A 23154-nucleotide genomic window follows, 5' to 3' on the forward strand; every position below is an offset into this window, starting at 1 on the left:
AGAATTATAGCGCCACTTATGGGCATTACAACCACCGATGCGGATCTTCAGTTTTCTTGACCAGATCGTCGTCTGCGCCTACAATACGGCGCATGACGTTCGCAGTTAGGGGAAAACCACATGGTTAAAAAGAGTTTACTGCTGCTCGTACTGCTTGGTCTGCTCTCCGTTTTGCCCGTCAGCGCGGGTGAACGTGTGATTTCCGTCAATTCTGGTGACGGCAACGCCTCTTGGTTTATTTCTGGCGAACCGTCTCTCGTGATGAATGGGTTCGATCTGCAATCGCTCGGCATCGCGCGCCCGGCCGTGATTGATCGCATCAGTATCTCGGTCAATACGCCCGTCGCGAGCACACCCGTCGACGTGGTTGTGTACCAGGATGCAAACGGTGGTTCGCCCATTGATGCGACGCTCGCGGGAACAACGCAGGCGACGATCACCACCTCGGGTGTTTTCACCGTCGTGCTGCCCACGCCGATCACCGTCAACCAACCCGTGATCTGGATCGGTTTCTATTTGCCGGTTGACTTCAGCTTCTACGCGGATACCTCGGGAACATCTGTGCTCACCTACTGGGCGTGGACGCCCGGTGGCCGCTTTGACCTGAACAATCTGGCGTCGGCCAGCGTTCTTGGCCCGGCGGATGGCACCGCGCCCGTGAATATCAATATGAATGGCAAGGCGCGCATCACGGCGGAAATCACTGGCGCGGGTGGTTCGACCACGGGCACCGCAGGGACTACACCGCAGGGCACGGCAGTCAACACCGCCTCGATGTCAGCTTATCCGACCTGTGGCAATGCCCTCTGGGATACCGCTGACGAAATCATCAGCAACCGCGATGAAATCAACCTGCACTGTCAGGAAGTTCCCGCATGGCAGGCTCCATCATCACCGCTCGGGTATGTGCGCCGCGGCCCATTGTATGACATTCAGATCTACCGCCCGAACGGCAATCTTGTCTCGGGGCGCATGGATATTCGCGTAACGCACTGCATTCGCCCCGCCGCCGAAGATTTGAGCACGGCCGTGGTTGGAAATGCATGGGGCGCGCCGCGGACGTGGAGCATTCTCCCATCCGTCATCTACGGTGATCTGGTGTGTGCTGAGGTTCGGCACGGTGGCAATCTCTCGTACTTTGTACCCAGTGTCGTCTCCGGCACGTAAGGATCAGGTGTGCGCGTCGTAATCAACGAAAAGCTGGCGGCTCGGATGCGCCAGATCGCACAGTATCTCATGTTCGTCACGTTTGGTGTGCCGCTGGTGGGGCTGTTCTTCCTGAACAGCCAACCGGCGGACATTTTCTTCGCCGTCGTACTGCCGTTTGTGGTTTTGCTGATCGCGCTGATCATCACGGTCATCTCCGTACGTCTGGCCAATCTTTGGGTGCGCGTCCCGCGTCCGGAAGCCGTGATCCCGGAAAGTCTCAAGGGGATCGGCAAAAATTCCGTCATGTACAGCTACTGGCACTTTCCGGCGCGGCATGTGCTGATTGTGCCACAGGGCGTTTTTGCACTGCATGTGATGTATCACGATGGCAAGTTCAGCGTGCACAATGATTGCTGGTCGCGCAAGCAGGTGGGTATCGCGCGTTTCCTGAGCCTGCTCCGCTTCGACAGCGTCGGCGAACCAACGATCGAGGCGAAAACCGCCGCGGAACACGTGAAAAAACTGCTTCAACCGATTGCCGGTGAAATCGATGTGCAGCCGTTGATCGTCTTCATTGATCCGAAAGTCGAAGTGGAAGTCGGCGAGACCTCCGTGCCGATTGTATCGGCGGATGGTGGTCAAGACAACGGCGGTATCAAGGAATACCTGTACGATCTCGGCAAGGGGAAGTACAAGACGCTCACTCCGGCGCAGATCGAAGCGTTCGAGGCGGCGACCGTCAGCTAGCCATGCGCCGACTCACGCATCTTGCTCTGGTCACGGCGCTGATTCTGCTCGGTTTTGCCCTGCGCCTCTACCAGATTAATCACGTCCCGCTGCGCGGCGACGAAGCCTTCACCGTGATCCACTGGGTGCGTGAGCCGCTCGCGCAGACCATTGCCAATATCGCCACCATCGATCCGCAAGCCCCGCTCAGTTACGCGCTGTTTCGCGGGTGGGGCATGCTGACTGGCACCACGGAGTTCACGGTCCGTTACCTCCCCGCCCTACTGAATCTGCTCGGCGTTCCCGTGCTGTATGCGCTCGGCAAGCGCCTCGGCGGTGGCCGCCTCGGTTATGTGGCCGCGCTCTTCTGGGCGATCCACCCGTACCAGATTTGGCACGCGCAGGATGCGCGCAATTACGCAATCTGGGCGGCGCTGTCACCGCTGGCGGCGTGGTTGGCGCTGCGCGCGCTCGACAAGCACCGCCGACTCGATTGGCTGCTCTACGTTCTCGCCGCAGCGACGGCGGGTTACATCTACTACCTTGAGCTCTTCGCGCTGGTCGTACTGAATCTGTTTGTCTTCATCACCCACTGGCGTGATCGGCGCTTACTCATCCAATGGATCGGCTCACAAATCGCGATCGGTCTGCTGCTCGCGCCCTGGTACTTGCAGGAACGGTTGCTCTTTGGCAGTGGCTACGGCGGCACAACCGGACGACTTGATCCGCCGCTGTGGCTGACATGGTTTGTCCCGACGCTCACCTTTGGCGAAACGCTGCCACCCGAGCTCAAAGCGGTATTGTGGATCGCCCTGCTCCTCGCTCTCATTGTGGGTTGGGTCGTGTTGTGGCGGCGCAAGCGCCAGTTGGCAATCTGGTTAGGTTTGCTCGGCACGCTGCCCCTGCTCTTCTTGGGCATCGTTTCGACCAAGTTGAACGTGTTCACGCCGCGCTATGTGCTCACCGCCGCCCCGGCTTACACGCTGCTGCTCGCCGTCTTGATCGTCTATCTGCCCATTCGTGCTGTTCCGATGCGCCGCATTGTGAGTGTTGCGCTGTGTATCGCCATTCTCGCCGTCTCCGGCCTCAGCCTGTATCACTACTACTTCGTGCCGGAAACCTTCAAGTCACCTGACTGGCGGGCGCTGGCAAGTTATCTCAATACGCACACACAAGCTGACGACCTTGTGATTCAGGCCGCCGCTGATGAAGCCTTCACGTTCTACTTCAACGAATACGCCGTAGCCGGTGACCTGATCTATCTCCCGGCCAACCCGCGTCAGCCCGCCGACGAGATCGAAATGGTGCTGGCGGAGCAGACCGCCGCCCATCGGTCGACGTGGTATGTGGCTGAGCCGCCCGATTGGACGAATCGCGCTGTCCCGCTCGCTTGGCTCAATGCAGAGCTGCAGCAAGTGCGGCACACCAGCGTCCCAAGACTGCCCATTGCGCAGTTTATGCCCTGGGCTGTGGCGAATGCTGCCAGCGAGCCGCTTGCTGTATTCGCTGATATCAACGGTACATCGCTCGTGGAGTTGGTCAGCTATGACCTGTGGCGTGAGCCAGACGGTCATTTGACCGTCTGGTTGGACTGGCGTCCGCTGACGGCGTCCGCGGAGGCGCTCAAGTCCTTTGTGCATGTGCTCAGCGCTGTGCAGCCGCAACCTGTAACTCAAGACGATCAATTCCCGCAAGATGGCCGCTTGAACGCCCTCGACTGGCCGTTGAACGCGGTCTATCGCGATGTCTATACTTTGCCCCTAACGGATGTTGTTACAGGCGAGTATCAGATTGCGATTGGTTGGTATAATCCGGATACTGGCGTACGTTTGACCACCGACCAGGCGGATCACGTGGCGCTGGAAACGCTAACTCTGCCTTAAAGCAAACACGGGCGTCATATGACGCCCGTGTTGTTTGCTCGCTGAGATTTGCCGGTGTTAACCCAATTCGTCGAGGCGCTTCTGCCACTTCTCGACCAACCGATTGTAGATTGTCTCCGAAAGCTTCCCTGCGACCAGCTGTGCATCCAGCGAATCGAGCAGCGCCTGAATCTCTTCCTTCGTCTGCGGATTCTGGTTGACAGCGGGTGCTGCTGGGGCGGCAGGTTGCTGATTCTGCTGCATGTTGTTCATCATCATCTGCTGCATCATCATCTGTTGTTCCAACAGCTTCTGCTGCATGGCGGCTGCGTCCGGGTTGAGCACGCTGCCCATCTGCTGACCGACGCCCAAACCAACACCTGCGCCTGCTAATGCGCCGCCCATGCCTTGATTCCGTGCCGCATCCGACGCGATCCCAAAGCGGCGTTCGTTGGCGTAGCGTTCGTAGGCTTCCGCCGTCACATAATTGCGGATCTCTTCGAGAGTCACATCTTCCTTCGCGCGGAAGGGATTGGCTTCAAACGCCTTGATGCGCATGCCGAGCGCCGCGAACTTCTCGTTCAGCTTGGCGAGCATCGCGCCTTCCAGGTCGCCGAGCAGCTTATTCGCATCCGGCACGCTTTGCAGGCCCGATGTGCTGATCAGCGTCGCGATTTCGCCGAGCAGCATTGCCTGAATGCGATCCTTGATGTCGTTCAGCCGGAGCTGCGCCCGACCAACGGCATACTGCTTGACGAAGCGCACCGCGTCGTCCACGCCAATATCGATCACGCCATGCGACTGCAGCAGCACGACGCCCATCCCGCGTCCCGGGGTTTCCAGCACAATCGGCGGGTTGGTGCCCCACCCTACCTGCGGCATATCCTTCAGATTGACGAAATACAGATCTGCCGTGAACGGCGTCCGGCCGCTGGTCGCCAGCCCGATAAGGCCGGCGAGGATCGGCAGGTTGGCGGTCGACAGCGTATGGCGACCGGGGCCGAGCGCATCAAGGACTTCGCCGCCGCGTACAAACACCGCCGCCTGGCTTTCATTCACGATGACCTGGGAGCCCATCCGCCAATCGCCACTCCCCTGCTGTGGTTCGCGGTAGGCCAGCTCATCGGTCGCTACGTTGGTGTGATCAATGACATCAATAATCCGAGGCATGACAGGGCTCCTTTAGGCCGATAAATCTTTGCTCAAGTTCGTCAGGACATCATCACGCAGATCGAATGCTTGGTTCGCTTCGACAGTCAGATTGTCAAGTTCGGTCAGCGCGCCGTCGATAGCTTCTTTCGTCGTCGCATTCTCTAAGGCGCTGAGCGCTTCATCCAGCCGATCCGTGTAGCGCACCTGCGCTTCGTCGAAACTGTAGAGCTGATCGAGTTCGTGCTCGCCGACCTTGATCGCTTCCATAAAGCCCGAATAGCCCGGCGCGGCAGCTTTCACCCGATCATGGTAGGTTTGCAGCTTGGTTTTGATGCTGGCTGTCTTGCTCATGTAGCCGAGACCGCCGTTGTCGAGCAGGCGCTTTTCAATTTGGACAAGGCGACCGATACGTGCGGCGATCAGGCTGGCGATGTGGTCGCGCAGCATGCGGTCGGCAGTGCGGCGGTGGGCTTTATCCAGATAACCGCGAAAACCGGGAATGCGTTCCAGCAGTTGTTCAAATGAGCCCCGCTGATTCATGATTTGCTGATACAAGTCAGACACGGATTCTTGCTCCTTCTACCCTTGTAATCTTAAGTTAGGTCGCGCAGCTTGCGTCCCCCGAAAATTAGGACAGGAAATACTCTGTCCCGCAGAACTTGCAGGCGACGACGCCCTTCCCCACCAGCTTGATCTCGCCGCCGCAGTTCTTGCACTTGTCAAGTTCCCGCAAATTGCGCGCATCGGCGGAATACAGCACGCCTTCATCCCAGTTGACGTAGCCGCTGAAAACCTGCAAGCCCACCAACTGATGCACCATATCCTTGACCTGGTCGGCGCTGACGCGCATTTCGAGCGCCATATCCGGCACGGCGACCTGTCCGCGGCTCTTGAGGATGTCCAACAATTGGCGCTGCTTCTGCATCATCGAATCTTCTTGCGCTTGTTGGCCGCCTTTAACGAACATGTACAGCCCAAAGCCAACCAACAGGGCGACCGGAATGAAGGCCAAGCCTGCGCCGACAATGGCACCACCTGAGCTGAGCGACTCTGAAGCGACTTGCGACGCGATCCACAACCCGGCGATTAAGGCGACGCCGAGCCCCACGACGGTGAGAATGATTCCGCTCAAACGGCTGTTGTTCATTGTGTTCTCCCCTATCAACCGAAACCGCTGCGACCACCGCCGCCGCCGCCACCACTCCGGAACCCACCACCGCCGCTAAAGCTCCGTCCACCGCTGCTCCAGCGTCCGCTGCTGCCAGAGGTCGTACTTTGTGGACGGCTCGTCATCACCGAGGACGCCGAGTCGAGCATCGACGTTAACCCGGACGAAATCGACTCCAACCCCTGCGACAAATTACCCGACATCTGATCCAGCGAGAACCCACCATCCGCGCTCACGAGATCGCCGGGGAGATTGTCACCGAGATCGCCAGCGCCAAACCCGCGCCCGCCGTAGATCGGCGTGCCCGCGCGGTAGCCGCGGCGCCACGGCCCGCCAAGGTAAGTCGGATAGTACCACGGCGGAATGCTGGCCGATGTCGACTGGCTGAAGCGCCGGACCCATGACTTATCGATGCCGAAGGCTACGGCATAGGGGAGGTACTCGGCGAAACGCTGCGCAGCCTCATCCACATTGCCGTACTTGTCGAGATTGGACAGGTATTCGTAGAAGGCCTTCCACTTGGCGGCTTCCTCCGCCCCCTTTCGCGTCTTGGCGGGCATCGCGCTGCCAAAGGCGAAAGCCGCGGCGGCCGCCATGAACAGTGCGCCCGGGATGCAGAAGCCAAACTCCGTGAGGCCTTCGATGAGCGGCAGAATCATCGACGCGCCGAGGATAGTCAGCACGATCAAGCCAACGCCGATCAGCGACCAGACGCCGCGCGTATTATTCGGGTTGGACTTGAAGAACCCTTCCTTCACCAACTCGCCATAGAGATCTGTCTGAATTTGTGTAATGGTCGTGTAGAACGTATTGCGCAGGGAATTCATCCCCCGTTCCAGCGTCGACCCACTGAACAGCCGGTTCATCATGCGGTTTTCATACGGGCGCAGATCAGTGAGCGGTTTATCGGTGCGCTTGAATGTGAATTCACGCGTGGTGCCGATGCCGAATAAGCCTTCCTGCTGCTGTTCCTCGATCACCATGTAGCCGCGTTGAGCGAGATCGACAATTGTCGAGATCGCATCGCGTGGATCTGACCGCTCGTCAATCAGCGTGCCGACGACGGCGGGCGGCAGCGACGACGGGGGTTCACTTAAGAAGGTCGGCACCGGGCCGATTTTCGGGTCGCGTCCGCGTGTTTGCCAGAGGACGAAGAACAACAGCGGCAGACCGAGACCAATGAGCACGCTGGCCAGAATCACGCCAATATTGATGAGCGGGCGCGTCGCCAAATCCTGGTCGAAGCTTGTCTGCCACGATGGCACGCGAGCGTTGGGATTATGCGGGTACTGCACGCGGATGCTGAATGATTCCGAACTGCCAATCCCGTTGGTCGCCGTCGCGGTGACCGTCGTGCCTTCCACGGTGATATCGCCGGTGGCGCCATAGGTCACGACTGGGTCGATATCTTTGCGCGGTGCGAACCCTTCCGGTAGTTGGACGGTGATGGTCGAGGCGCGGATCGGGTAGCCAAAGTGGTCGCTCGGCACGGCATCCCACCACAGTTGATCGCCCCCTTCGTAAATCAGTAGGTTGCCGACGACCTCATAGCTGATTTCGAAGATGCCTTTGCCGCTCGCAATTGGGGTAGCAAAGTTGTAGGTGATATCGGTTGACGAACCCGTTTCGCGGGCACAGAAGGTCCCGGCTTGGTTTAGGCAGCCGGAGCGGAGCGCTGTGCCGCGGTCGGTGATGCGGATATTCTGAATATCTTCGAGCATATCATGCTCGATATCGCGCACGCCGAAGCTAAACGTCCCCCTGAACTCGATTTCATAATGTTCGGTGACACGATAAACATTATTTTCGGTGTCTATGTTGTCGATAACAACATCCCATCGCTGCCAGATCAGTGTGCGGCTATCTTGCGCTGAGACTCCCGTGATTCCCAAGAGCAGTATGGCGAACGCAATCGCTGCAACCCACTTCCTATGCATGACGCCTCCTTGATTGCAAAACATGCACATTATGAACCTGAATTTTAGCCTACGCCATACGTAGCGCCTATGGACTGTTACGTGTAATATCCAGAAAAGTTGTATTCAGGTCTGTAAAGGAGTATTTGTGTTGAGATTAGCGTTAGTCCTTGGGCTGTTGCTCGCGACTCTGTCGCTCGTTGCGCCGCTGGTCGCTCAGGAGAGCACCCCCGAGCCCATCACCTATGTCATTCAGCGTGGCGACACCTTATTGTCCATTTCGCGGCGCTACGACGTCACTGTCGGCCAAATCATGCGAGCGAATAACATCAGCAATCCGGAACTCATCATCGCCGGCCAAACGATTATCATCCCCTCTGGCGAGCCGACCGCTACGCCCGCGACCCCACCCACCCCGGCTCTAGCTGAGACCGTCGTGCCCACCCTCACACTGCCGCCCACCGCGGTGCCGACCGCGACTCTTGTCCCATCCGCGACGCCCACTGTGGTCGGGACGACCTATGTTGTGCAGCCCGGTGACACGCTGGCCATTATCGCCCAGCGCAATGGCATCACTGTCGGCATGATTCTGCGGGCGAATAACTTGCCGAATCCGGATGTTATTTCCGTTGGCCAGCGGTTGATCATCCCCCCGCGGGCAGATGCTACCCCTGTCCCTACCTCAACTCCAGAAGTGGTCGATCCGTTTGCCCTGCCCGCTCTGCCGTTTGGGTACGGCGTGGAGGTCTTTTTCCCGGATGACAATGTTGCCGGCGTCGTCGCTGATGTGACGGCGCTCAGTCTCAACTGGGCAAAAGTCAACGTGTACTGGCGTGACCTTGAAGCCACAGAAGGTGCCGTCGATGTCACCCTGCTGGACGATGTCGTCGCCACGCTGGATGCCGCTGGTGTGAATATCCTGTTCACGATCAGCACTACCCCAGCCTGGGCGGGTGTCGATGAGAATAGCCCGCCGGATGACTTCTCCGTCTTTGCCACCTTTGCCGGGGCTCTCGCCGATCACTATGCGGGAGTAGTCGATGGCTACGAGATCTGGTCTGAGCCGAATCTGCGCGCGCGCTGGAATAACCCGCTGCATCCCCTAACTCCGGCGTCTTACGGTGAATTGCTCCGCGCGAGCTATACGGCTATCAGAACTGCCGACATGGCGGCACGAGTGGTCAGTGCTGGACTGTTTCCAGTTGGAACGAGTACGGAAATCGCAGTGAATGATCGCGAGTACCTGACCGGGTTATACAGCGCCGGGCTGCGTGACTTCAGTGATGCTGTCGGTGCGCTCCCGTTAGGCTTCGGCAACTCGCCGGATATCGTCTGCTGCCAGTCGACTGAGCCAAGCTTTGTCGATGCTGCTCCGTATTACTTCCTGAGTACCTTGAGCGATTACCGCGGAATCATGACGCAGAACGGTGACACCGCATCACAGCTCTGGATCACTGGGTTTGGTTGGGGCAGCAGTGCCGATACCGCTCCGCCGCCGGACGAACAAATCTACGTTAGCTATAACACGTTGGAAGAACAGAGCTTATATACAGGGCGGGCGTTTGAAGTCGGCGCGCAGTTGGGCTTTGTTGGCCCAATGATTTTGACCAATCTGAACGGGTGCGCGGTCGGCGTCGACTGCTACTACAGTCTGATCGATGTCACAGGTCAGGCAAGACCGATCTACGACATTGTGCGGATTCTATTTACCCCCGCGCAGTAGCAGTCAACAGGGCATCTTTGCGTGGATGCCCTGCCCTTAGGCCAATTCCATATCGTCTGTCTTTGAGGAACCGCGTACGTAGAACGGATGGCGGCGCGGTTCTTCTTCGGTTTCCTGATGACCGATCGCCTCAATCTTCCGTAGGCGATTGAACTTGAGTGCGCGAACCCGTCCCGAAAAGCTGTCGAGGCCTACCAGAAAAACCTCGTATTCCTCACCGTGTTTCGGGCGCATGAAGTAGTTGGTCAGTTCGCACACGCGGAGTTTCATGCCATCACGCCCCGTATACCACACTTTGATCCCACGCCGATTCCGCCACGCCTCGTCAATTGTTTCGAGGAGCGGCGCCGCCGCCGGATCAATCCGCGTGTCTTTGTCAGTAAACGGAGTTGGGAGCACCTGACCGAGCTTGGCTATTGCGGACCCGAGATGGGGACTCTGGTGCGTGCTTTCGGTCGCCACCACGAGCAGTGCGACGGTTTCATCCATGCTGAGACGGAGCGTCGCGAGATAATGCTCCCGGTCAATGAAAAACCGTCCATCGCGTTGGAACACCGGGACGCCAATTTCTTCCAACAGCGCCAGATCGCGATAAACAGTACGACGGTCAACGCCACAGGCATCCGCAATTTCGACCGCGCGCAAGCCGGCTGTGCTTCTGAACAGCAGTTGTTCCAGTGCGATCAGTCGTTCGGCACGGTTTGTCAGACGAGTCGCCATACGCTTCCCTTTTCTTGGCCTTTGTCGTCGAAAGGCTTCAAGAAGCAGTATAGCACCATGTCAAAAAGTGCGCTGATGTCAACCAAACTGGGCTTGAAAAACGGCAATGTACAGTGGAATGAGGCAGGCAACCGCGAAAAACGCCAGTATCGCCAACCCAATCGTCAGAATGTCCAACGTTGAACTGCTTTCCCGGCGCGGCATTTGCTGCGGCACAAAATAGCCGCTGGTATTGCCGCTCACGCCCTGTGTTGGGAATGGCCGACTGTTACCCGCTGGCATCGCCCCTGGCTGTGGTGGATGCTGGCGGAAGGGGGCGCCGCTGGCGGGCGCGTTCGGCGCGAGATCATAGCGCGCGGTTGGAAGCGGCTCGCCGACTTGCAGCGGCACTTGCGCTGGCGCAGGCGGAATAGTCGGTTGCTGCGGCGGGCGTGACGCGGGAATCGTCGGCATGACTGGCGGCGCCTGAGGTATAGGTGCGGGCGCTGGTTGCACAGCGATCACCGGGGCTTCGCGTCCGCGATCCCGGTAGCTGATCAGGATGTGACCGAGCTGGTCCGCGAGGCGATAGCGCGCCACCGGGTCTTTGCTCATGGTCTTGTAGACGATTTTGGCGAGGTTTTCTGGCACCGTGGGATTGAACTCGGTCACCATGGGAATGCGTTCCCGGATATGCGCGAGCGCCAGTTCCTGTTGATTCGCGCCCGAGTAGGGTAAGCGTCCGGTGAGCATTTCAAACATCACTATGCCAATCGAGTAGACGTCGGCGGCGGGCGACGGTTTTTCACCGCGCGCCTGTTCTGGCGCAAAGTAGTGCGGGCTCCCCCACACGACTGCTTGGCGCTCACCCGGTTGCGCATCACTGAGCGCCTGCGCGATCCCGAAGTCCGTCACCTTGACGACGTCTTCGCGAGTGACGAGGATATTCTGCGGCTTCACGTCCGCATGGACGAGTCCGGCTCGATGGGCGAAACCGATCCCCGCGCAAATCTGAATTGCGAGGTTCAATGCCCGCTCCATCGGCAGTCCGCCCGCCTCTTTGATGATCCGCTTGAGGTCTTGCCCCTCGGTGAATTCCATGACGATATAGTGAGTTGGGCCATCGCTGCCAACGTCATGCACGGTCACGATGTTCGGGTGCGCGAGATTTGCCACACTGCGTGCTTCATTGCGGAAACGCGCGAGGAAAGCCGGATCATTGGTGAGGCTAGGACGGAGAATCTTCACGGCGACCGTGCGTCCCAACGCCTGATCAATGGCCTTGTAGATGACCGCCATCCCGCCCGAGCCCTGCTGAGCTACAAGTCGATAGCGTCCGTTTAAGACTGTTTCATGTGTCATCCGGTATCCTCACTCACCTCGGCCCTGTCAAGGTCGCATCAATGGGTCAAACAATCGGCGATACTCGAGCACCGCACTGCGATCCGTCATGCTGGCGATATAGTCGGCTACCACCCGATGTAACGGGTAGGTCTTCAGATCGGTCTGGCACTCTTTCGGAAGCTGGCGCGGATCGGCAACCAGTGTCGTAAAAATCTGTTCGATAAAGCGTTCAGCGCGACGTTTCATCCGCACGACGCGGAAACTATAGTACATGTTTTCGTATAAAAATGCTTTGAGTGATTTCTCCATGCTGTGCATCGCGCCGCTGTAGCACACCAGATTCGCACCCTGTTCCTGGACCATACGCGGTGATGTTGGCTTCACCTCTTCAAGCTGGGCGGTTGTCGTTACCAACACATCGTCGACGAACACGCCCACTAGTTCACGGATGAATTCATGTCGGGCAATCTCATCCAACTGTGTCGGATAGCTTGTGTAGCGCAGACGATCACACAAGAGTCGCCAGATCTCCAGTTCTGCTAATTCCCCCGGCTCGATCAATCCCGCATTCAATCCGTCGTCGAGATCATGAGCATTGTAGGCCAGTTCATCAGTGATGTTGGCGATCTGCGCTTCCAGCGTCCCTCGTAGTTTCGGGTCTAGTCCTGCCCGCTCACTCAGATTATAGTCGGTTTCGTGCTTCGCCAACCCGAACAATGTGTCACGCGTGAGGTTTAGCCCTGTAAATTGGGGGTAACGGCGCTCCAACTCTGTCACAACGCGATAGCTTTGGTAGTTATGGTTGAACCCACCATGATCTTGCATCAGTTTATTAAGCGTATCTTCACCAGAGTGACCAAATGGCGGATGACCGAGATCGTGCCCAAGGCAAATGGCTTCGACCAAATCTTCGTTGGCCCGCAAGGCGCGTGCCATGGTTCGCGCAATCTGCGCGACCTCCAGCGTATGTGTCAGGCGCGTGCGATAGTAATCGCCTTCATCATTGGCGAAAACCTGTGTCTTGTATTCCAGACGGCGAAAGGCTGCGGAATGAATGATCCGATCACGGTCACGCTGAAAAGCGGTGCGGTACGATGACTCGGACTCCGGATATAGTCGTCCCTGCTGGTTGCGGCTGAGTGCGGCATAGTCGGCCAGAATCAGGGCTTCATTGTCTTCGAGTTGTTCCCGGTTTAGCACGATCACTCCCCCATAAACTGTGCGGCTCTTGGCCTATTCTAGCGATTAATCGTTCGAACGCGTGGCTTCGCGGAACAAGCGAGCATTGTCAATCGCGATGGCAGCGCGTTGTGCCAGTTCCTGACCAAGGATGAAGTCTTCGTGGCTGTAGTGCCGTCCGGACTCCGCCATGACCAATTGCAGCATCCCCAACCCACGCCCGCGCGCTGTCAGGGGTAAATTCATTGCCGATTTCAGCCCGAGGCTCCGGATGATCTCCAGTACTTCGGGATTCTCCACCGTGGTAACCAGTAGTTCATCCGGGATATCGGCATAGAGTTCCGGTTCTCCGCGACGAATGAGGTGATAAACACCTCGAGGATCGTCCGGTTTGGGCGGATACTTCCTGTTGAGTTCATACGCCCAGCTCACTTTCTCCGGATCAATGTGCGTGACCGCCAGCCGTTGGACCAGCCCGTTCGTGTCCAGAATATCTACCGCGCACCAGTCGGCGATGGTCGGCACAGTGAGTGCCGCCAGTGACCGCAGCGTTGCCTCATAATCCAGCGAAGAATTTAGTATCTCGCTGGCGCGCATGAGGAAGTCGAGTTGTTCGCGCCGCCGCTGCAGATCGTCGATCAGCTTCGCCTTTTCCTCTTCGGCCTTTTTTCGTTCGGTGATATCAACCAGGATGGCGCTCACCCCAAATGTTTTGCCATGACTATCGCGCACTCGATAGTAACTCATCAGAAAATGCTGCTGCGTCTCGCCAAAGATGCTCTGCCGAGTTTGGGCGATCTCTTGGTTCAGGATCGGCATACCAGTTTCAAGTACCGTTTTAAGCGAATACTGCATGCCTTCGCCGAGTTCGGGCAGGACTTCGAGAACGGTTCTCCCCGTGTGCGCAGCAGGATTCATGCCGCTGAGGGCCGCCATCACCGGATTCACACGCACATATCGCAGCTGTGTATCCCAGAAGCCCATGCCAATTGGTGCAGTAATCTGGATCATGTCGAGCAGCAGTGCGTCGTCCTTCGCGTGTGTAGGGGGTGTCTGTGTCTGCGGCAGACTATTATCTTCGCGGGTTTTGCGCAGCGAATGGATCAGATAGACGATGATGGTGGTTTCAAACAAAAACAGGCTGATGCGGAACAGGCTTTCCGGATCGGAGAGCGTTAAGGTGAAGTATGGCGGTAGGAAGAAGAAGATCGACAGCAACACACATAGCCCACTGGCGAAAATACCCGGAGCGAGGCCGCCATACCACGTTGTGATCACAATCGCGCCGTAGAATAATATAAACGGCGTGTCCGTAGCCAACTCACTAACCAAGATGAGCTTGAAAATAGCTGCAAACAAAATGGAACAGAACGCTATAAGGTAAGCAGCTGCTTGGGAACGTCGATTTGTGGACATGCTGTCTCCGCAAATAGCTTGGTCCGCGCTGTGGCTGCAATGTGAATGGGCGCTCAGATCCAGTGAGGATTTGCTTTATTATAGCATTCATTACGTTTAGTTCGTGATGAAACTGCTTGGTGCTTGGTGTGGGAATCATTTGCAAAAACGATTTGAGAGATATACAGTGCACGCATTCGGGTGGACTGATGCTTGCTTTAGATTGCTGGTGAGCGTGTATGATGCTTCTTTTCTGTCTAGCAGTTGCTTAGCAACACTGTGGGGATTCGATGAAGGATTACTTGGAAGAGCTTGACGATCTAGACAATTCGATTTTAAAGGAACTTCAGGAAGACAGTGCTATGAGCAATGTCGAGCTGGCCCGACGAATTTCGTTGTCGCCACCCGCGGTGCATGCTCGTATTAAGCGGCTGGAAGAACTTGGTTACGTACGTCAGTATGTGGCTATTCTTGATCGCGAAAAAGTTGGCTATGACATGCTCTGCTTAATCAACGTTACGCTGCAGATGCATCAGATGGATAATATCAATTTGTTCCGCGAGGCTGTACAGGCGATGCCTGAGGTTCTTGAATGTTACTTTGTGACCGGTGAATTTGACTATCTCCTGAAAGTTGTTGTGCGCAATCGCAAAGAACTAGAGACTTTTCTCATGGAGAAGCTCACGCCCATTCCCGGTATTGCGCGCATTTCTACGAGTATTGTCCTGACTGAGATCAAATACACGACCGCGCTCGCTCTGGAATGAAAACTGTTCGCTGGATTGTGCAGATTGCCTAGGGTAAAGTGTGGGGGTGGAGTGTTCTGCTCTTTTGTGTTGCTTGATGCTAATGTGTTTCTGTCTAATGACTATGCGCAAATCAGACACCAACGAGCTGATGACATTTCGCTGCGGTGGAAAGTACAAATAAAAACACCGCCTTGATCGACGGTGTTTGCAGGTAATTCGCGTTGTGTAACAGACTAGATCTCTTCGTAAAAGATGTCGTCGGCGTAGCAGTAACCCCAAACCTCGCCCGGCTCAAGCGACTTCACCATCGGATGGCCTGTCGCGTGATAATGCTTGGTCGCATGTTTGTTCTTTGACGAGTCGCAGCAGCCAACATGCCCGCAGATCAAGCAAACGCGGAGATGCACCCAACGGTCACCCATCTGCAGACATTCCTCACACCCTTTGGTATTCGGCGTCACGTTCTGAATTTGCTTCACATGTTCACACGACTGCATTCCGGTCTACCCATCCTTTCCTCAATTACAGTGACTATAGGGGATGCCGTCGAGTTTTGTCAAGCTGATCGCCGCCGGGTATGCTCAACCTTGGTTTGACTAATCCCCCTCCCCTACCCCAGGAGCAGTCCTTATGCTTGATTTTGGACGTGAACACTTGCATCAAACCGCTGAACCAGAGTGGTTGGTGACGAACGGCATTGGCGGCTATGCCTCTGGGTCGCTGTCGGGTCAGGTGCGCAGTCGCTACCACGGCCTGCTCATTGCCGCGCTCACTCCGCCGCTCGGACGGACGCTGTTACTGAGCCAATTCGCTGAATCGGTCACCTATAATGAGCGTGTCTATCCGCTGACCAGCGATTCTACCTCTTCTCCACACTTGATCCGCTTTACACTGCACGGGACGCTCCCGGTCTGGACCTACACTTTCGCCGATGCGCTGCTAGAAAAATGCGTCTGGATGGACCACGGGGCCAATACCACTCACATCCGCTACGAGTTGACACGCGGGCTAGAACCGTGCCTACTCACCGTGCGCCCCGTTGTCAACTGCCGCGACTCGCACTTCAATACCCACCGACCTCCCTGGTCACCGCGAGTGACGATTACGCCGCATGGGGTGGTCGTCCACATGGCCAATGGGCTGCCTCCGCTGCATCTGGCGACCGCAGATGTTCACTTCGAACCACAAGTCGACTACTTGCCCGACCGCCCCTTGAGTTTTGAGACCGCTCGCGGGCTCGATGATCGGGATGACAGCTATGCAATTGGGGCCTTTACCGTTACGCTCCGCCGTGGTGAGACGGTCGCATTCGCCGCCAGCACGCACCCCATTCCCGACATGAACACCGCAGCCAGTCTCCAAGCGTACCGCCAGCGGGAACAGTCTCTCCTTGCACAAAGTGACTTCCAGACGGAACCGTCGTGGATTCAGCAGCTAGTGCTGGCGGCCGATCAGTTCATCGTCGCGCGTCCTTTACCCGGGCATCTCGACGGCTTGACAGTGCTGGCGGGTTACCCGTGGTTTAGCGATTGGGGACGCGACACTATGATCGCACTACCCGGCCTCGCGCTGGCCACCGGACGCTTTTCGGTCGCAGCGAACATTCTGCGCACCTTCGCTCGCTTCGTCGATCAGGGCATGCTGCCGAATCGCTTTCCGGATGTCGGGGAACAGCCTGAATACAACACTGTCGACGCGACCCTCTGGTACTTTCAAGCCATTCGCCACTATGTCAGCGTCACACAGGATCTTGATCTGCTGCGCGACCTTTATCCGGTACTCGTCGATATCATCGCGTGGCACGACCGCGGAACGCGCTTTGGCATTCATGTCGATCCGCTCGATGGTCTGCTGGCCGCTGGCACTGATGATGTCCAGCTTACGTGGATGGATGTCAAGCTGCACACACGCTATCTACCTTATGACCGGTTGCTCCAAGCCCCCGAAACGCTGTGGCTGCCCGCCTTCCTGGCCATATTGCAGATGTTCGGTGTAGAGACGCCGAACTGGGTTGTTACACCGCGCTCGGGTAAACAGGTGGAGATCAACGCCTTATGGTTCAACGCGTTGCTGACGATGGCCGAGTTCAGTACGTATCTTGGTCTAGTTCCAAATGACTATGCGCAACTCGCTGCCCGCGTTCAAGCGAGTTTCGCGCGCTTCTGGAATCCGAATGCGGGTTACTGCTTTGACGGGATCGATACGCCCGAGGGCTTACCTGATCCCACTCTCAGGCCTAACCAGTTATTCGCAGTCGCTCTACCCCATTCGCCGCTCACCCCGGACCAACAGCGTCAGGTTGTCGATGTGTGCGCGCGCCAACTCGTCACCCCATTCGGTTTACGCAGCCTAGCCCCCAATCACCCGGACTATCAAGGCGCGTTTCGAGGCAATCTCTTTCTGCGTGACGCGGCCTATCATCAAGGTACGGTCTGGAGCTGGCTCATCGGCGCCTTTGTCGAAGCCCACTTGCGCGTTTACGGTGACAAAGCCGCCGCGCGTGCCTATCTGTTCGCTTATGCCAACCACCTCAACGAGCACGGCCTCGGCACCATCAGCGAGGTCTTTAGTGGTAATCCGCCACACGATCCGGGTGGCTGTCTGGCGCAGGCCTGGGGTGTCGCCGAAGTGCTGCGCGCATGGCAGTTGTGTAGATGAGACCCTCGCTCGAACGTGATATAATCAAGCGAATTCGACTTAGTGTTAGGGGAAAGCGTTGAGCATGGATATAAACCAGGCAGCGCGCATGATTGAATGGCTTGACGAAGAACGCCGCCGCGATAAGGCGACGATTGCCACGCTGCAGGAGCGTCTGGCGCAGCAGCAAGACGCCTTGGATGCGCTGCTGCGGCGCGTTGGCAGCGTTGAATCGGATCAGAGCGTCATTCGTGGGCAGGTCGCAGTTACCGGTCGTGAGGCCGACGTCAGCGATCAGATCCGCAAAGAGATGCAGCAGATGATCGAAGGCGTCGAAGCGAAGCGCCTGACCGCGGAACGCGAAGCCGAACGCCGCTCCGAACTCGCTCGCGAAGCGCTCATGCGCCCGGTTCGTGAACTCACCGACAAGCTCAGCAAGCTGGAGCGGCAGGTGACCGAACTCCCCGCGATGAATGTCGAAAAAGACCGTTTCGCAGGCATCGCCGCGACCCTGCAAACGCGTGTGGACGACCTATATAAGCGCCTCGAGGACCCGGATCGTCGCCTCGCCTATCTTGAAGAACAGCGTCGGCAGGATGCCCGCCGTATCTCGGAAGTCGAATCGGAACAACCGGAACTGCGTAAGCAAATCGACGCACAGAAACCCAAAATCACGCTCTTGGAAGACCTCTCGCTGCGCAATGAACGCAAAATTCAAGAGATTCAGAACGGTGACCGCGACCGCCGCGAGCAAATGCAGCAATTCATCGACCAGCAGACGCTGCTTCAGCAGCAGCGCGACCAGCAGGTTGCCGATCTACTCAAGCGTTTCGGCGAGCAAGAAAACGTCATGCAGCGCAACATCGAACGCTTCGAATCGTGGGCGGAAGCGTACCGCGACATGAAGAAGATTATCGACGACTTCGAGCGCATCGGCGATCGCTTGGAACGCCGCATTAACGAAGTTGCCGAAATGCAGCGCCTCAGCGAAGAACGCTTCCGTCAGGAATGGAACGATTGGCGCTCCGACGACCAGAAACGCTGGAAGCAGTTCACGCTCTCCAACGATGAAGTCTGGCGTATGCATGATAAGGACTTCGAGCGTTTCGTTCAAAAACTCGACGAAGTCCAGCAGCTGTTCCCGCCGCTGCAAGACAGCCTGACGCGCCTGTGGAATCTGGAACGCGAACGCGCCCAACTCTACCGCGAACGGTACCAGGCGCTGCTGCTCACGTATGATACGGCGGGCGCGGCCAAACCGCAGCCGGCGAACGGCACAAACGGGACCAAGTAAGTGCGCGTCTTGGGTACGGCTGGACATGTCGATCACGGCAAGTCGACGCTCATTCGTCGCTTAACCGGGATTGACCCTGATCGCCTACCTGAAGAACAAGCGCGCGCCATGACGATTGATCTTGGCTTCGCGTGGCTGCCGCTTCCCAACGGCGAATTACTCGGGATCATCGATGTGCCGGGGCATCGCGACTTCATCGGCAATATGCTCGCGGGCGTCGGCGGCATTGACGCTGTGCTGTTCGTCATCGCCGCGGATGAAGGCGTCATGCCCCAGACGCTGGAGCATCTGGCCATCCTTGACCTTCTGGATTTGCGTCACGGCCTGATCGCGTTGACCAAAACCGATCTTGTCCAAGATGCCGACTGGCTGGAACTGATTCAGACTGACATCCGCGAGCACTTTGCGCGCACATCCTTGGCCGCCAGTCCGATTCTGCCCGTGTCCGCATCAAACGGGGCGGGCATTCCAACACTCCTCAATCAGCTTGTCGCGCTGACGCCCGTACCCCGCCCCGACCTCGGGTTGCCCCGCCTCGCTGTGGATCGCATCTTCACCATCAGCGGTTTCGGCACCGTGGTCACTGGAACGCTGCTCGGCGGCGCGCTGCAGGTAGGCGATTCAATCGTCCTGCAGCCCACAGGCCAAAAGGGACGCATTCGCGGTCTGCAAACCTACCAACAGCAGGTGCCAACCGCCCTTCCCGGAAGCCGCGTCGCTGTGAACCTCTCGGGCATCGATCGCGGCGCGATCAAGCGCGGCGACGTGGTAACGCTGCCCGATCTCTACCCGCCCACACAGCGTGTCGATGCCCATCTCCAGTATTTGCCGACGGCCAGTGCCGTACTCAAGCACGACGCCCAAGTGAAGCTCTATGTTGGCGCAGCCGAAACTGTCGCGCGCGTCCGACTCCTCGCCGAAGATGTGATCGAACCGGGCATGACCAGTTGGGTACAGCTAGAACTCGAACGCCCCATTACCGTGAGTGCTGGCGACCGCTTCATCCTGCGGCGTCCATCCCCGGCGCAAACCATAGGCGGGGGGGTGATCCTCGATGCCCAGCCGCAGCAGCGCTGGCGTCGCTATCAGCCCACGGTGATTGCCGCACTGCATGTGCGGCTCAGCGGCACACCGCCGGAGCGGCTGGCGCTGGCCGCTCCGGCACTCTCACGGCCCGAAACGCTCAGGCGCACACTCGGATTATCGGAAGTGGACTTCGCTCAGGCACTCGGGGCAGCGCAAGACCAGAACCTCGTCGCCTGTTTTGGCGACGGTTCGCTGCTGTCGATGGAGGCATGGAATTTCCTGCGCGCGCGGCTCCTCACAACCCTCGCACGCTATCACGCCACATTCCCACTGCGATCAGGGATGCCGCGGGAGGAACTGCGCAGCCATCTCAAACTCACATCAGCTGAACTCAGTGTGTATCTTGAGCAATTGCCCGAGGTGGTCAGTCAGACTGACCTGCTTCGTCTACAAACGCACACTGTGGTCTTTGACTATGCGCAAACCAAATTGATCCGGCAGCTACTGCAGCGGCTGGCTGGCGACTTCGCGGCGCTCCCCTCTTTCGGAGAAGCCGAGTCACTCGTCAGCGCGGATGTTCTGTATGCGCTCATCGATCAGGGTCAGCTTGTGCGCTTAAGTGACGACGTGCTCCTCACTCAAACGCGCTATGCGGAATTGGTCGCAGCGATTGGGGAGCACATTGATGCGCGCGGGTCGATCACCGTCGCCGAACTGCGCGATCAGCTCGCAGCCTCGCGCAAGTTGGCCGTCGCCGTATTGGAACACCTTGACGCGGTCGGGGTGACCAAACGTCAAGGTGATGGACGTGTTCGGCGCTAAAGCGTGAATTCGGCGGGCAGTTCACCCACATTGATGCGGCTGATCTGCGCGCCGAGCGCGGTCAGCTTATCCTCTATGCGCTCGTAACCTTTGTCGATTTGCTGAATGTTGGCAATCCGCGTTTCACCTTTGGCGCTCAAGGCCGCCAGCAGCATCGCCATCCCTGCGCGAATATCGGGGCTGGAAATGTAAGGCACCCCATTGAAGCGCGTTGGCCCCTGCACCAGCACGCGGTGTGGGTCACACAGCGTAATGCGCGCCCCCATCCGCATCAGCTTATCGGTGAAAAAGAAGCGGCTTTCGTACATCCAGTCATGGAATAACACCGATCCGGCACTCTGTGTCGCCACCACCAGCGCAATACTCATCAGATCGGGCGGGAAGGCGGGCCATGGCTGCGCTTTGATGATGGGGATGCGGTTGCCGAGATCCGGCGTCACGGTGAGCGCTTGCGTCGCGGGAACGAAGATATCTTCACCGCGGGTCTCCCAGTGGACGCCCAGACGTTCGAACACCAGCGCGACCATATCCAGATACTGCGGATCCGCCTGCTTGATGGTGATTTCCCCACCCGTCACCGCTGCCGCGCCGATGTAGCTCCCTACTTCAATATAGTCCGCGCCGATGCGCGCAGCGCCGCCGTTGAGCCGGGCTACGCCCTGTATCGTCAGACGATTCGAGCCAATGCCGTCGATTTGGCCGCCCAGCGCCACCAGCATATTGCACAGGTCCTGCACGTGCGGCTCACTGGCAGCATTGCGGATGATAGTCGTCCCCTGTGCCAGCACTGCGCCCATAATCGCGTTCTCAGTCGCGGTGACGCTCGCCTCTGTCAGCAAGATGTCCGCGCCAACCAGTTTATCCGCGACCATGTCAAACGCTTGGCCGTCATAGTTCACCTGTGCGCCTAACTTGCGCAGCGCGAACACATGCATATCGAGCCGCCGCTCGCCGATGGCGTCCCCGCCGGGGAGCGGCAGATTGACCCGCCCACAGCGCGCCAGCATGGGCGCGGCCAGCACGATGCTCGCTCGCAAGCGCCCGGCCAATACCGGATCTATGGCCGTCGTCGCGATTTCGTGAGCGTGCACCCGCAGTTCGTTCGCCCCAATCCACTCGATTTGCACGCCCAGCGCGCGCATGATGTCGATCAATGTCCGCACGTCGCCGATGTTCGGCATGTTCTGCAGAACCACGGGCTGATCGGTCAGAATGCACGCGGGCAGCATCTTGAGCGCGGCGTTTTTGTTGCCGCTGACCGTCACTTCGCCTGCCAGCGCGTGCCCGCCCTCGATCACAAATTGCTGCATCAGTTATCCTATCTGTAGTTCGACGCGGTCGCCGATAGTCACGTCGAGCCGCGCCACTGCGCTGCCTTGATTGACGGCGATCTCAAGGAATCCGTTGCTCTCCACGATTGTGATCAGTTCACCCCGCTCGGCTTCGCCAAACGCGTGACGGATACCGGTCAGCGTCACCCCGCCGAGTTCAACGGTCGCCGTCGCCGCGGGAATGGGCTGCGTCGCGAATTCACCAAAGCGCGGGTTGAGCGTCAAGCGCTCCGGCGCCACCCAGCGCAAACTGCCGATGCTGGTGACAATATTGCCGAAGTGATCGATGTGCATGACTTCACCCGTAATCCGCTTGCCGTTGATACCTAACTGGGGTTCTGGCAGTGCAATCGGGTTGAGCAGTGGTGTGCCCAACGCCCGCAGCGCCACCCCTTTGCCGAGATGCGCGGCGGCCGGCGCGAAAATGTCGCGTCCGTGAAACGTGCTGCTCACGCCCGTGAGCTGGTAGGTCGGATTGCTTAGTTCGACAGCAAAGGCATCGCGCAGTTCATACAGGACATAGCTCAACACCCCATTGTCCGGCGCCACGAACTTGTACTTGCCCGCATGAATCGCAATCGGCTTCCGATCTGTCCCGACGCCCGGATCGACCACGACCAGAAAGACTGTACCTTCGGGAAAATAGCGATAGCTGTTGAGCAGCGCGAAGGCGGCCTGCCGCACGTTTTGCGGTTGAATGCTGTGGGTAATATCGACGATCTGCGCCTGCGGATCAATCGACAAAATCACGCCTTTCATCACGCCAACGTAGATATCCGCTGCGCCAAAATCGGTGAGCAGTGCGATCACGATAGTTGTTTTCTCCTGATACAAGCCCGCTATTGTAACGACTTGCGCCGCATTGACAAGCTTACAGCGAGCCGTTATACTCTTTTCCGTCTGAGGTGACACATGTACAGTATCCAACGCCAGCACAACCATCATCATCTGCATATGCTCCACGGGGTGCTGGACTAGTCGT

The 23154-nt window shown here is 57.9% G+C and carries 19 protein-coding genes; 8 read left to right on the forward strand and 11 right to left on the reverse strand.

What is annotated here, in order from left to right:
• Positions 1–120 precede the first annotated feature (120 nt).
• From IPK17_RS23730 to IPK17_RS23740, 3 genes are read left to right on the forward strand one after another with little or no spacing between them, the layout of a single operon-like run.
• Positions 121–1167, forward strand: coding sequence for a hypothetical protein (locus tag IPK17_RS23730; protein WP_343420178.1), 1047 nt, complete (start codon positions 121–123; stop codon positions 1165–1167).
• 9 nt (positions 1168–1176) lie between these two features.
• Positions 1177–1896 carry a hypothetical protein gene (locus tag IPK17_RS23735; RefSeq protein WP_343420179.1) on the forward strand — a complete coding sequence of 240 codons (720 nt, stop codon included), beginning with the start codon at positions 1177–1179 and terminating at the stop codon, positions 1894–1896.
• A gap of 2 nt (positions 1897–1898) precedes the next feature.
• Entirely contained in the window at positions 1899–3758 is a 1860-nt protein-coding gene (locus tag IPK17_RS23740) for a glycosyltransferase family 39 protein (protein WP_343420180.1), read from the forward strand.
• Positions 3759–3815: 57 nt separating this feature from the next.
• On the opposite strand, the gene IPK17_RS23745 is transcribed toward IPK17_RS23740, so the two are convergent.
• The 4 genes from IPK17_RS23745 to IPK17_RS23760 form a co-directional block, all read right to left on the reverse strand.
• Positions 3816–4907, reverse strand: coding sequence for an SPFH domain-containing protein (locus IPK17_RS23745; RefSeq protein ID WP_343420181.1), 1092 nt, complete (start codon positions 4905–4907; stop codon positions 3816–3818).
• Between the two features lie 12 nt (positions 4908–4919).
• Positions 4920–5453 (reverse strand): hypothetical protein, encoded by a 534-nt coding sequence (locus IPK17_RS23750; protein ID WP_343420182.1) that lies wholly within the window; start codon positions 5451–5453, stop codon positions 4920–4922.
• 64 nt (positions 5454–5517) lie between these two features.
• On the reverse strand, positions 5518–6036 hold the full coding sequence (locus IPK17_RS23755; RefSeq protein ID WP_343420183.1) for a hypothetical protein: 519 nt from the start codon (positions 6034–6036) through the stop codon (positions 5518–5520).
• Between the two features lie 14 nt (positions 6037–6050).
• The gene (locus tag IPK17_RS23760; protein WP_343420184.1) at positions 6051–7994 is read right to left on the reverse strand and encodes a DUF2207 domain-containing protein; all 1944 of its coding nucleotides are present in this window, start codon (positions 7992–7994) and stop codon (positions 6051–6053) included.
• 130 nt (positions 7995–8124) lie between these two features.
• On the opposite strand from IPK17_RS23760, the gene IPK17_RS23765 reads away from it, so the two are divergent.
• On the forward strand, positions 8125–9696 hold the full coding sequence (locus IPK17_RS23765; protein WP_343420185.1) for a LysM peptidoglycan-binding domain-containing protein: 1572 nt from the start codon (positions 8125–8127) through the stop codon (positions 9694–9696).
• 36 nt (positions 9697–9732) lie between these two features.
• Here IPK17_RS23765 and IPK17_RS23770 read toward each other — a convergent pair whose 3' ends face one another.
• The 4 genes from IPK17_RS23770 to IPK17_RS23785 form a co-directional block, all read right to left on the reverse strand.
• A complete protein-coding gene (locus IPK17_RS23770; RefSeq protein ID WP_343420186.1) occupies positions 9733–10416 on the reverse strand; it encodes a helix-turn-helix transcriptional regulator in 684 nt (227 codons plus the stop codon).
• Positions 10417–10494: 78 nt separating this feature from the next.
• Positions 10495–11757 (reverse strand): protein kinase domain-containing protein, encoded by a 1263-nt coding sequence (locus IPK17_RS23775; protein WP_343420187.1) that lies wholly within the window; start codon positions 11755–11757, stop codon positions 10495–10497.
• A gap of 27 nt (positions 11758–11784) precedes the next feature.
• Positions 11785–12939 (reverse strand): deoxyguanosinetriphosphate triphosphohydrolase, encoded by a 1155-nt coding sequence (locus IPK17_RS23780; RefSeq protein ID WP_343420188.1) that lies wholly within the window; start codon positions 12937–12939, stop codon positions 11785–11787.
• A 45-nt stretch (positions 12940–12984) separates the two neighbouring features.
• Positions 12985–14334 (reverse strand): DUF4118 domain-containing protein, encoded by a 1350-nt coding sequence (locus tag IPK17_RS23785; RefSeq protein ID WP_343420189.1) that lies wholly within the window; start codon positions 14332–14334, stop codon positions 12985–12987.
• 269 nt (positions 14335–14603) lie between these two features.
• On the opposite strand from IPK17_RS23785, the gene IPK17_RS23790 reads away from it, so the two are divergent.
• Positions 14604–15080, forward strand: a complete 477-nt coding sequence (locus IPK17_RS23790; protein WP_343420190.1) for an Lrp/AsnC family transcriptional regulator — start codon at positions 14604–14606, stop codon at positions 15078–15080.
• 215 nt (positions 15081–15295) lie between these two features.
• Here IPK17_RS23790 and IPK17_RS23795 read toward each other — a convergent pair whose 3' ends face one another.
• Positions 15296–15559, reverse strand: a complete 264-nt coding sequence (locus IPK17_RS23795) for a ubiquitin carboxyl-terminal hydrolase 14 (protein WP_343420191.1) — start codon at positions 15557–15559, stop codon at positions 15296–15298.
• A 133-nt stretch (positions 15560–15692) separates the two neighbouring features.
• Here IPK17_RS23795 and IPK17_RS23800 point away from each other — a divergent pair, with 133 nt between their 5' ends.
• The 3 genes from IPK17_RS23800 (at position 15693) to selB (ending at position 20841) form a co-directional block, all read left to right on the forward strand.
• Positions 15693–17720: an amylo-alpha-1,6-glucosidase gene (locus tag IPK17_RS23800; protein ID WP_343420192.1), complete on the forward strand. Its 2028-nt coding sequence runs from the start codon at positions 15693–15695 to the stop codon at positions 17718–17720.
• Between the two features lie 64 nt (positions 17721–17784).
• Positions 17785–18993, forward strand: coding sequence for a coiled-coil domain-containing protein (locus IPK17_RS23805; protein ID WP_343420193.1), 1209 nt, complete (start codon positions 17785–17787; stop codon positions 18991–18993).
• The gene (selB, locus tag IPK17_RS23810; protein WP_343420194.1) at positions 18994–20841 is read left to right on the forward strand and encodes a selenocysteine-specific translation elongation factor; all 1848 of its coding nucleotides are present in this window, start codon (positions 18994–18996) and stop codon (positions 20839–20841) included.
• Here the strand turns inward: selB and murA are convergent.
• On the reverse strand, positions 20838–22151 hold the full coding sequence (gene murA, locus IPK17_RS23815) for a UDP-N-acetylglucosamine 1-carboxyvinyltransferase (RefSeq protein WP_343420195.1): 1314 nt from the start codon (positions 22149–22151) through the stop codon (positions 20838–20840). The two genes, selB and murA, sit on opposite strands and share 4 nt — an antisense overlap.
• A gap of 3 nt (positions 22152–22154) precedes the next feature.
• A complete protein-coding gene (locus IPK17_RS23820; protein WP_343420196.1) occupies positions 22155–22982 on the reverse strand; it encodes an SAM hydrolase/SAM-dependent halogenase family protein in 828 nt (275 codons plus the stop codon).
• Positions 22983–23154: the final 172 nt, after the last annotated feature.

This window comes from Candidatus Flexifilum breve (genome assembly GCF_016713355.1).

Excerpts from the sequence above, each read along its gene's own strand:
- IPK17_RS23730 (WP_343420178.1), top strand. The coding sequence starts at position 121 with ATGGTTAAAAAGAGTTTACTGCTGCTCGTACTGCTTGGTCTGCTCTCC.
- IPK17_RS23740 (WP_343420180.1), top strand. The coding sequence starts at position 1,899 with ATGCGCCGACTCACGCATCTTGCTCTGGTCACGGCGCTGATTCTGCTC.
- IPK17_RS23745 (WP_343420181.1), bottom strand. The coding sequence starts at position 4,907 with ATGCCTCGGATTATTGATGTCATTGATCACACCAACGTAGCGACCGAT.
- IPK17_RS23755 (WP_343420183.1), bottom strand. The coding sequence starts at position 6,036 with ATGAACAACAGCCGTTTGAGCGGAATCATTCTCACCGTCGTGGGGCTC.
- IPK17_RS23760 (WP_343420184.1), bottom strand. The coding sequence starts at position 7,994 with ATGCATAGGAAGTGGGTTGCAGCGATTGCGTTCGCCATACTGCTCTTG.
- IPK17_RS23770 (WP_343420186.1), bottom strand. The coding sequence starts at position 10,416 with ATGGCGACTCGTCTGACAAACCGTGCCGAACGACTGATCGCACTGGAA.
- IPK17_RS23775 (WP_343420187.1), bottom strand. The coding sequence starts at position 11,757 with ATGACACATGAAACAGTCTTAAACGGACGCTATCGACTTGTAGCTCAG.
- IPK17_RS23785 (WP_343420189.1), bottom strand. The coding sequence starts at position 14,334 with ATGTCCACAAATCGACGTTCCCAAGCAGCTGCTTACCTTATAGCGTTC.
- IPK17_RS23790 (WP_343420190.1), top strand. The coding sequence starts at position 14,604 with ATGAAGGATTACTTGGAAGAGCTTGACGATCTAGACAATTCGATTTTA.
- IPK17_RS23795 (WP_343420191.1), bottom strand. The coding sequence starts at position 15,559 with ATGCAGTCGTGTGAACATGTGAAGCAAATTCAGAACGTGACGCCGAAT.
- IPK17_RS23800 (WP_343420192.1), top strand. The coding sequence starts at position 15,693 with ATGCTTGATTTTGGACGTGAACACTTGCATCAAACCGCTGAACCAGAG.
- IPK17_RS23805 (WP_343420193.1), top strand. The coding sequence starts at position 17,785 with ATGGATATAAACCAGGCAGCGCGCATGATTGAATGGCTTGACGAAGAA.
- murA (WP_343420195.1), bottom strand. The coding sequence starts at position 22,151 with ATGCAGCAATTTGTGATCGAGGGCGGGCACGCGCTGGCAGGCGAAGTG.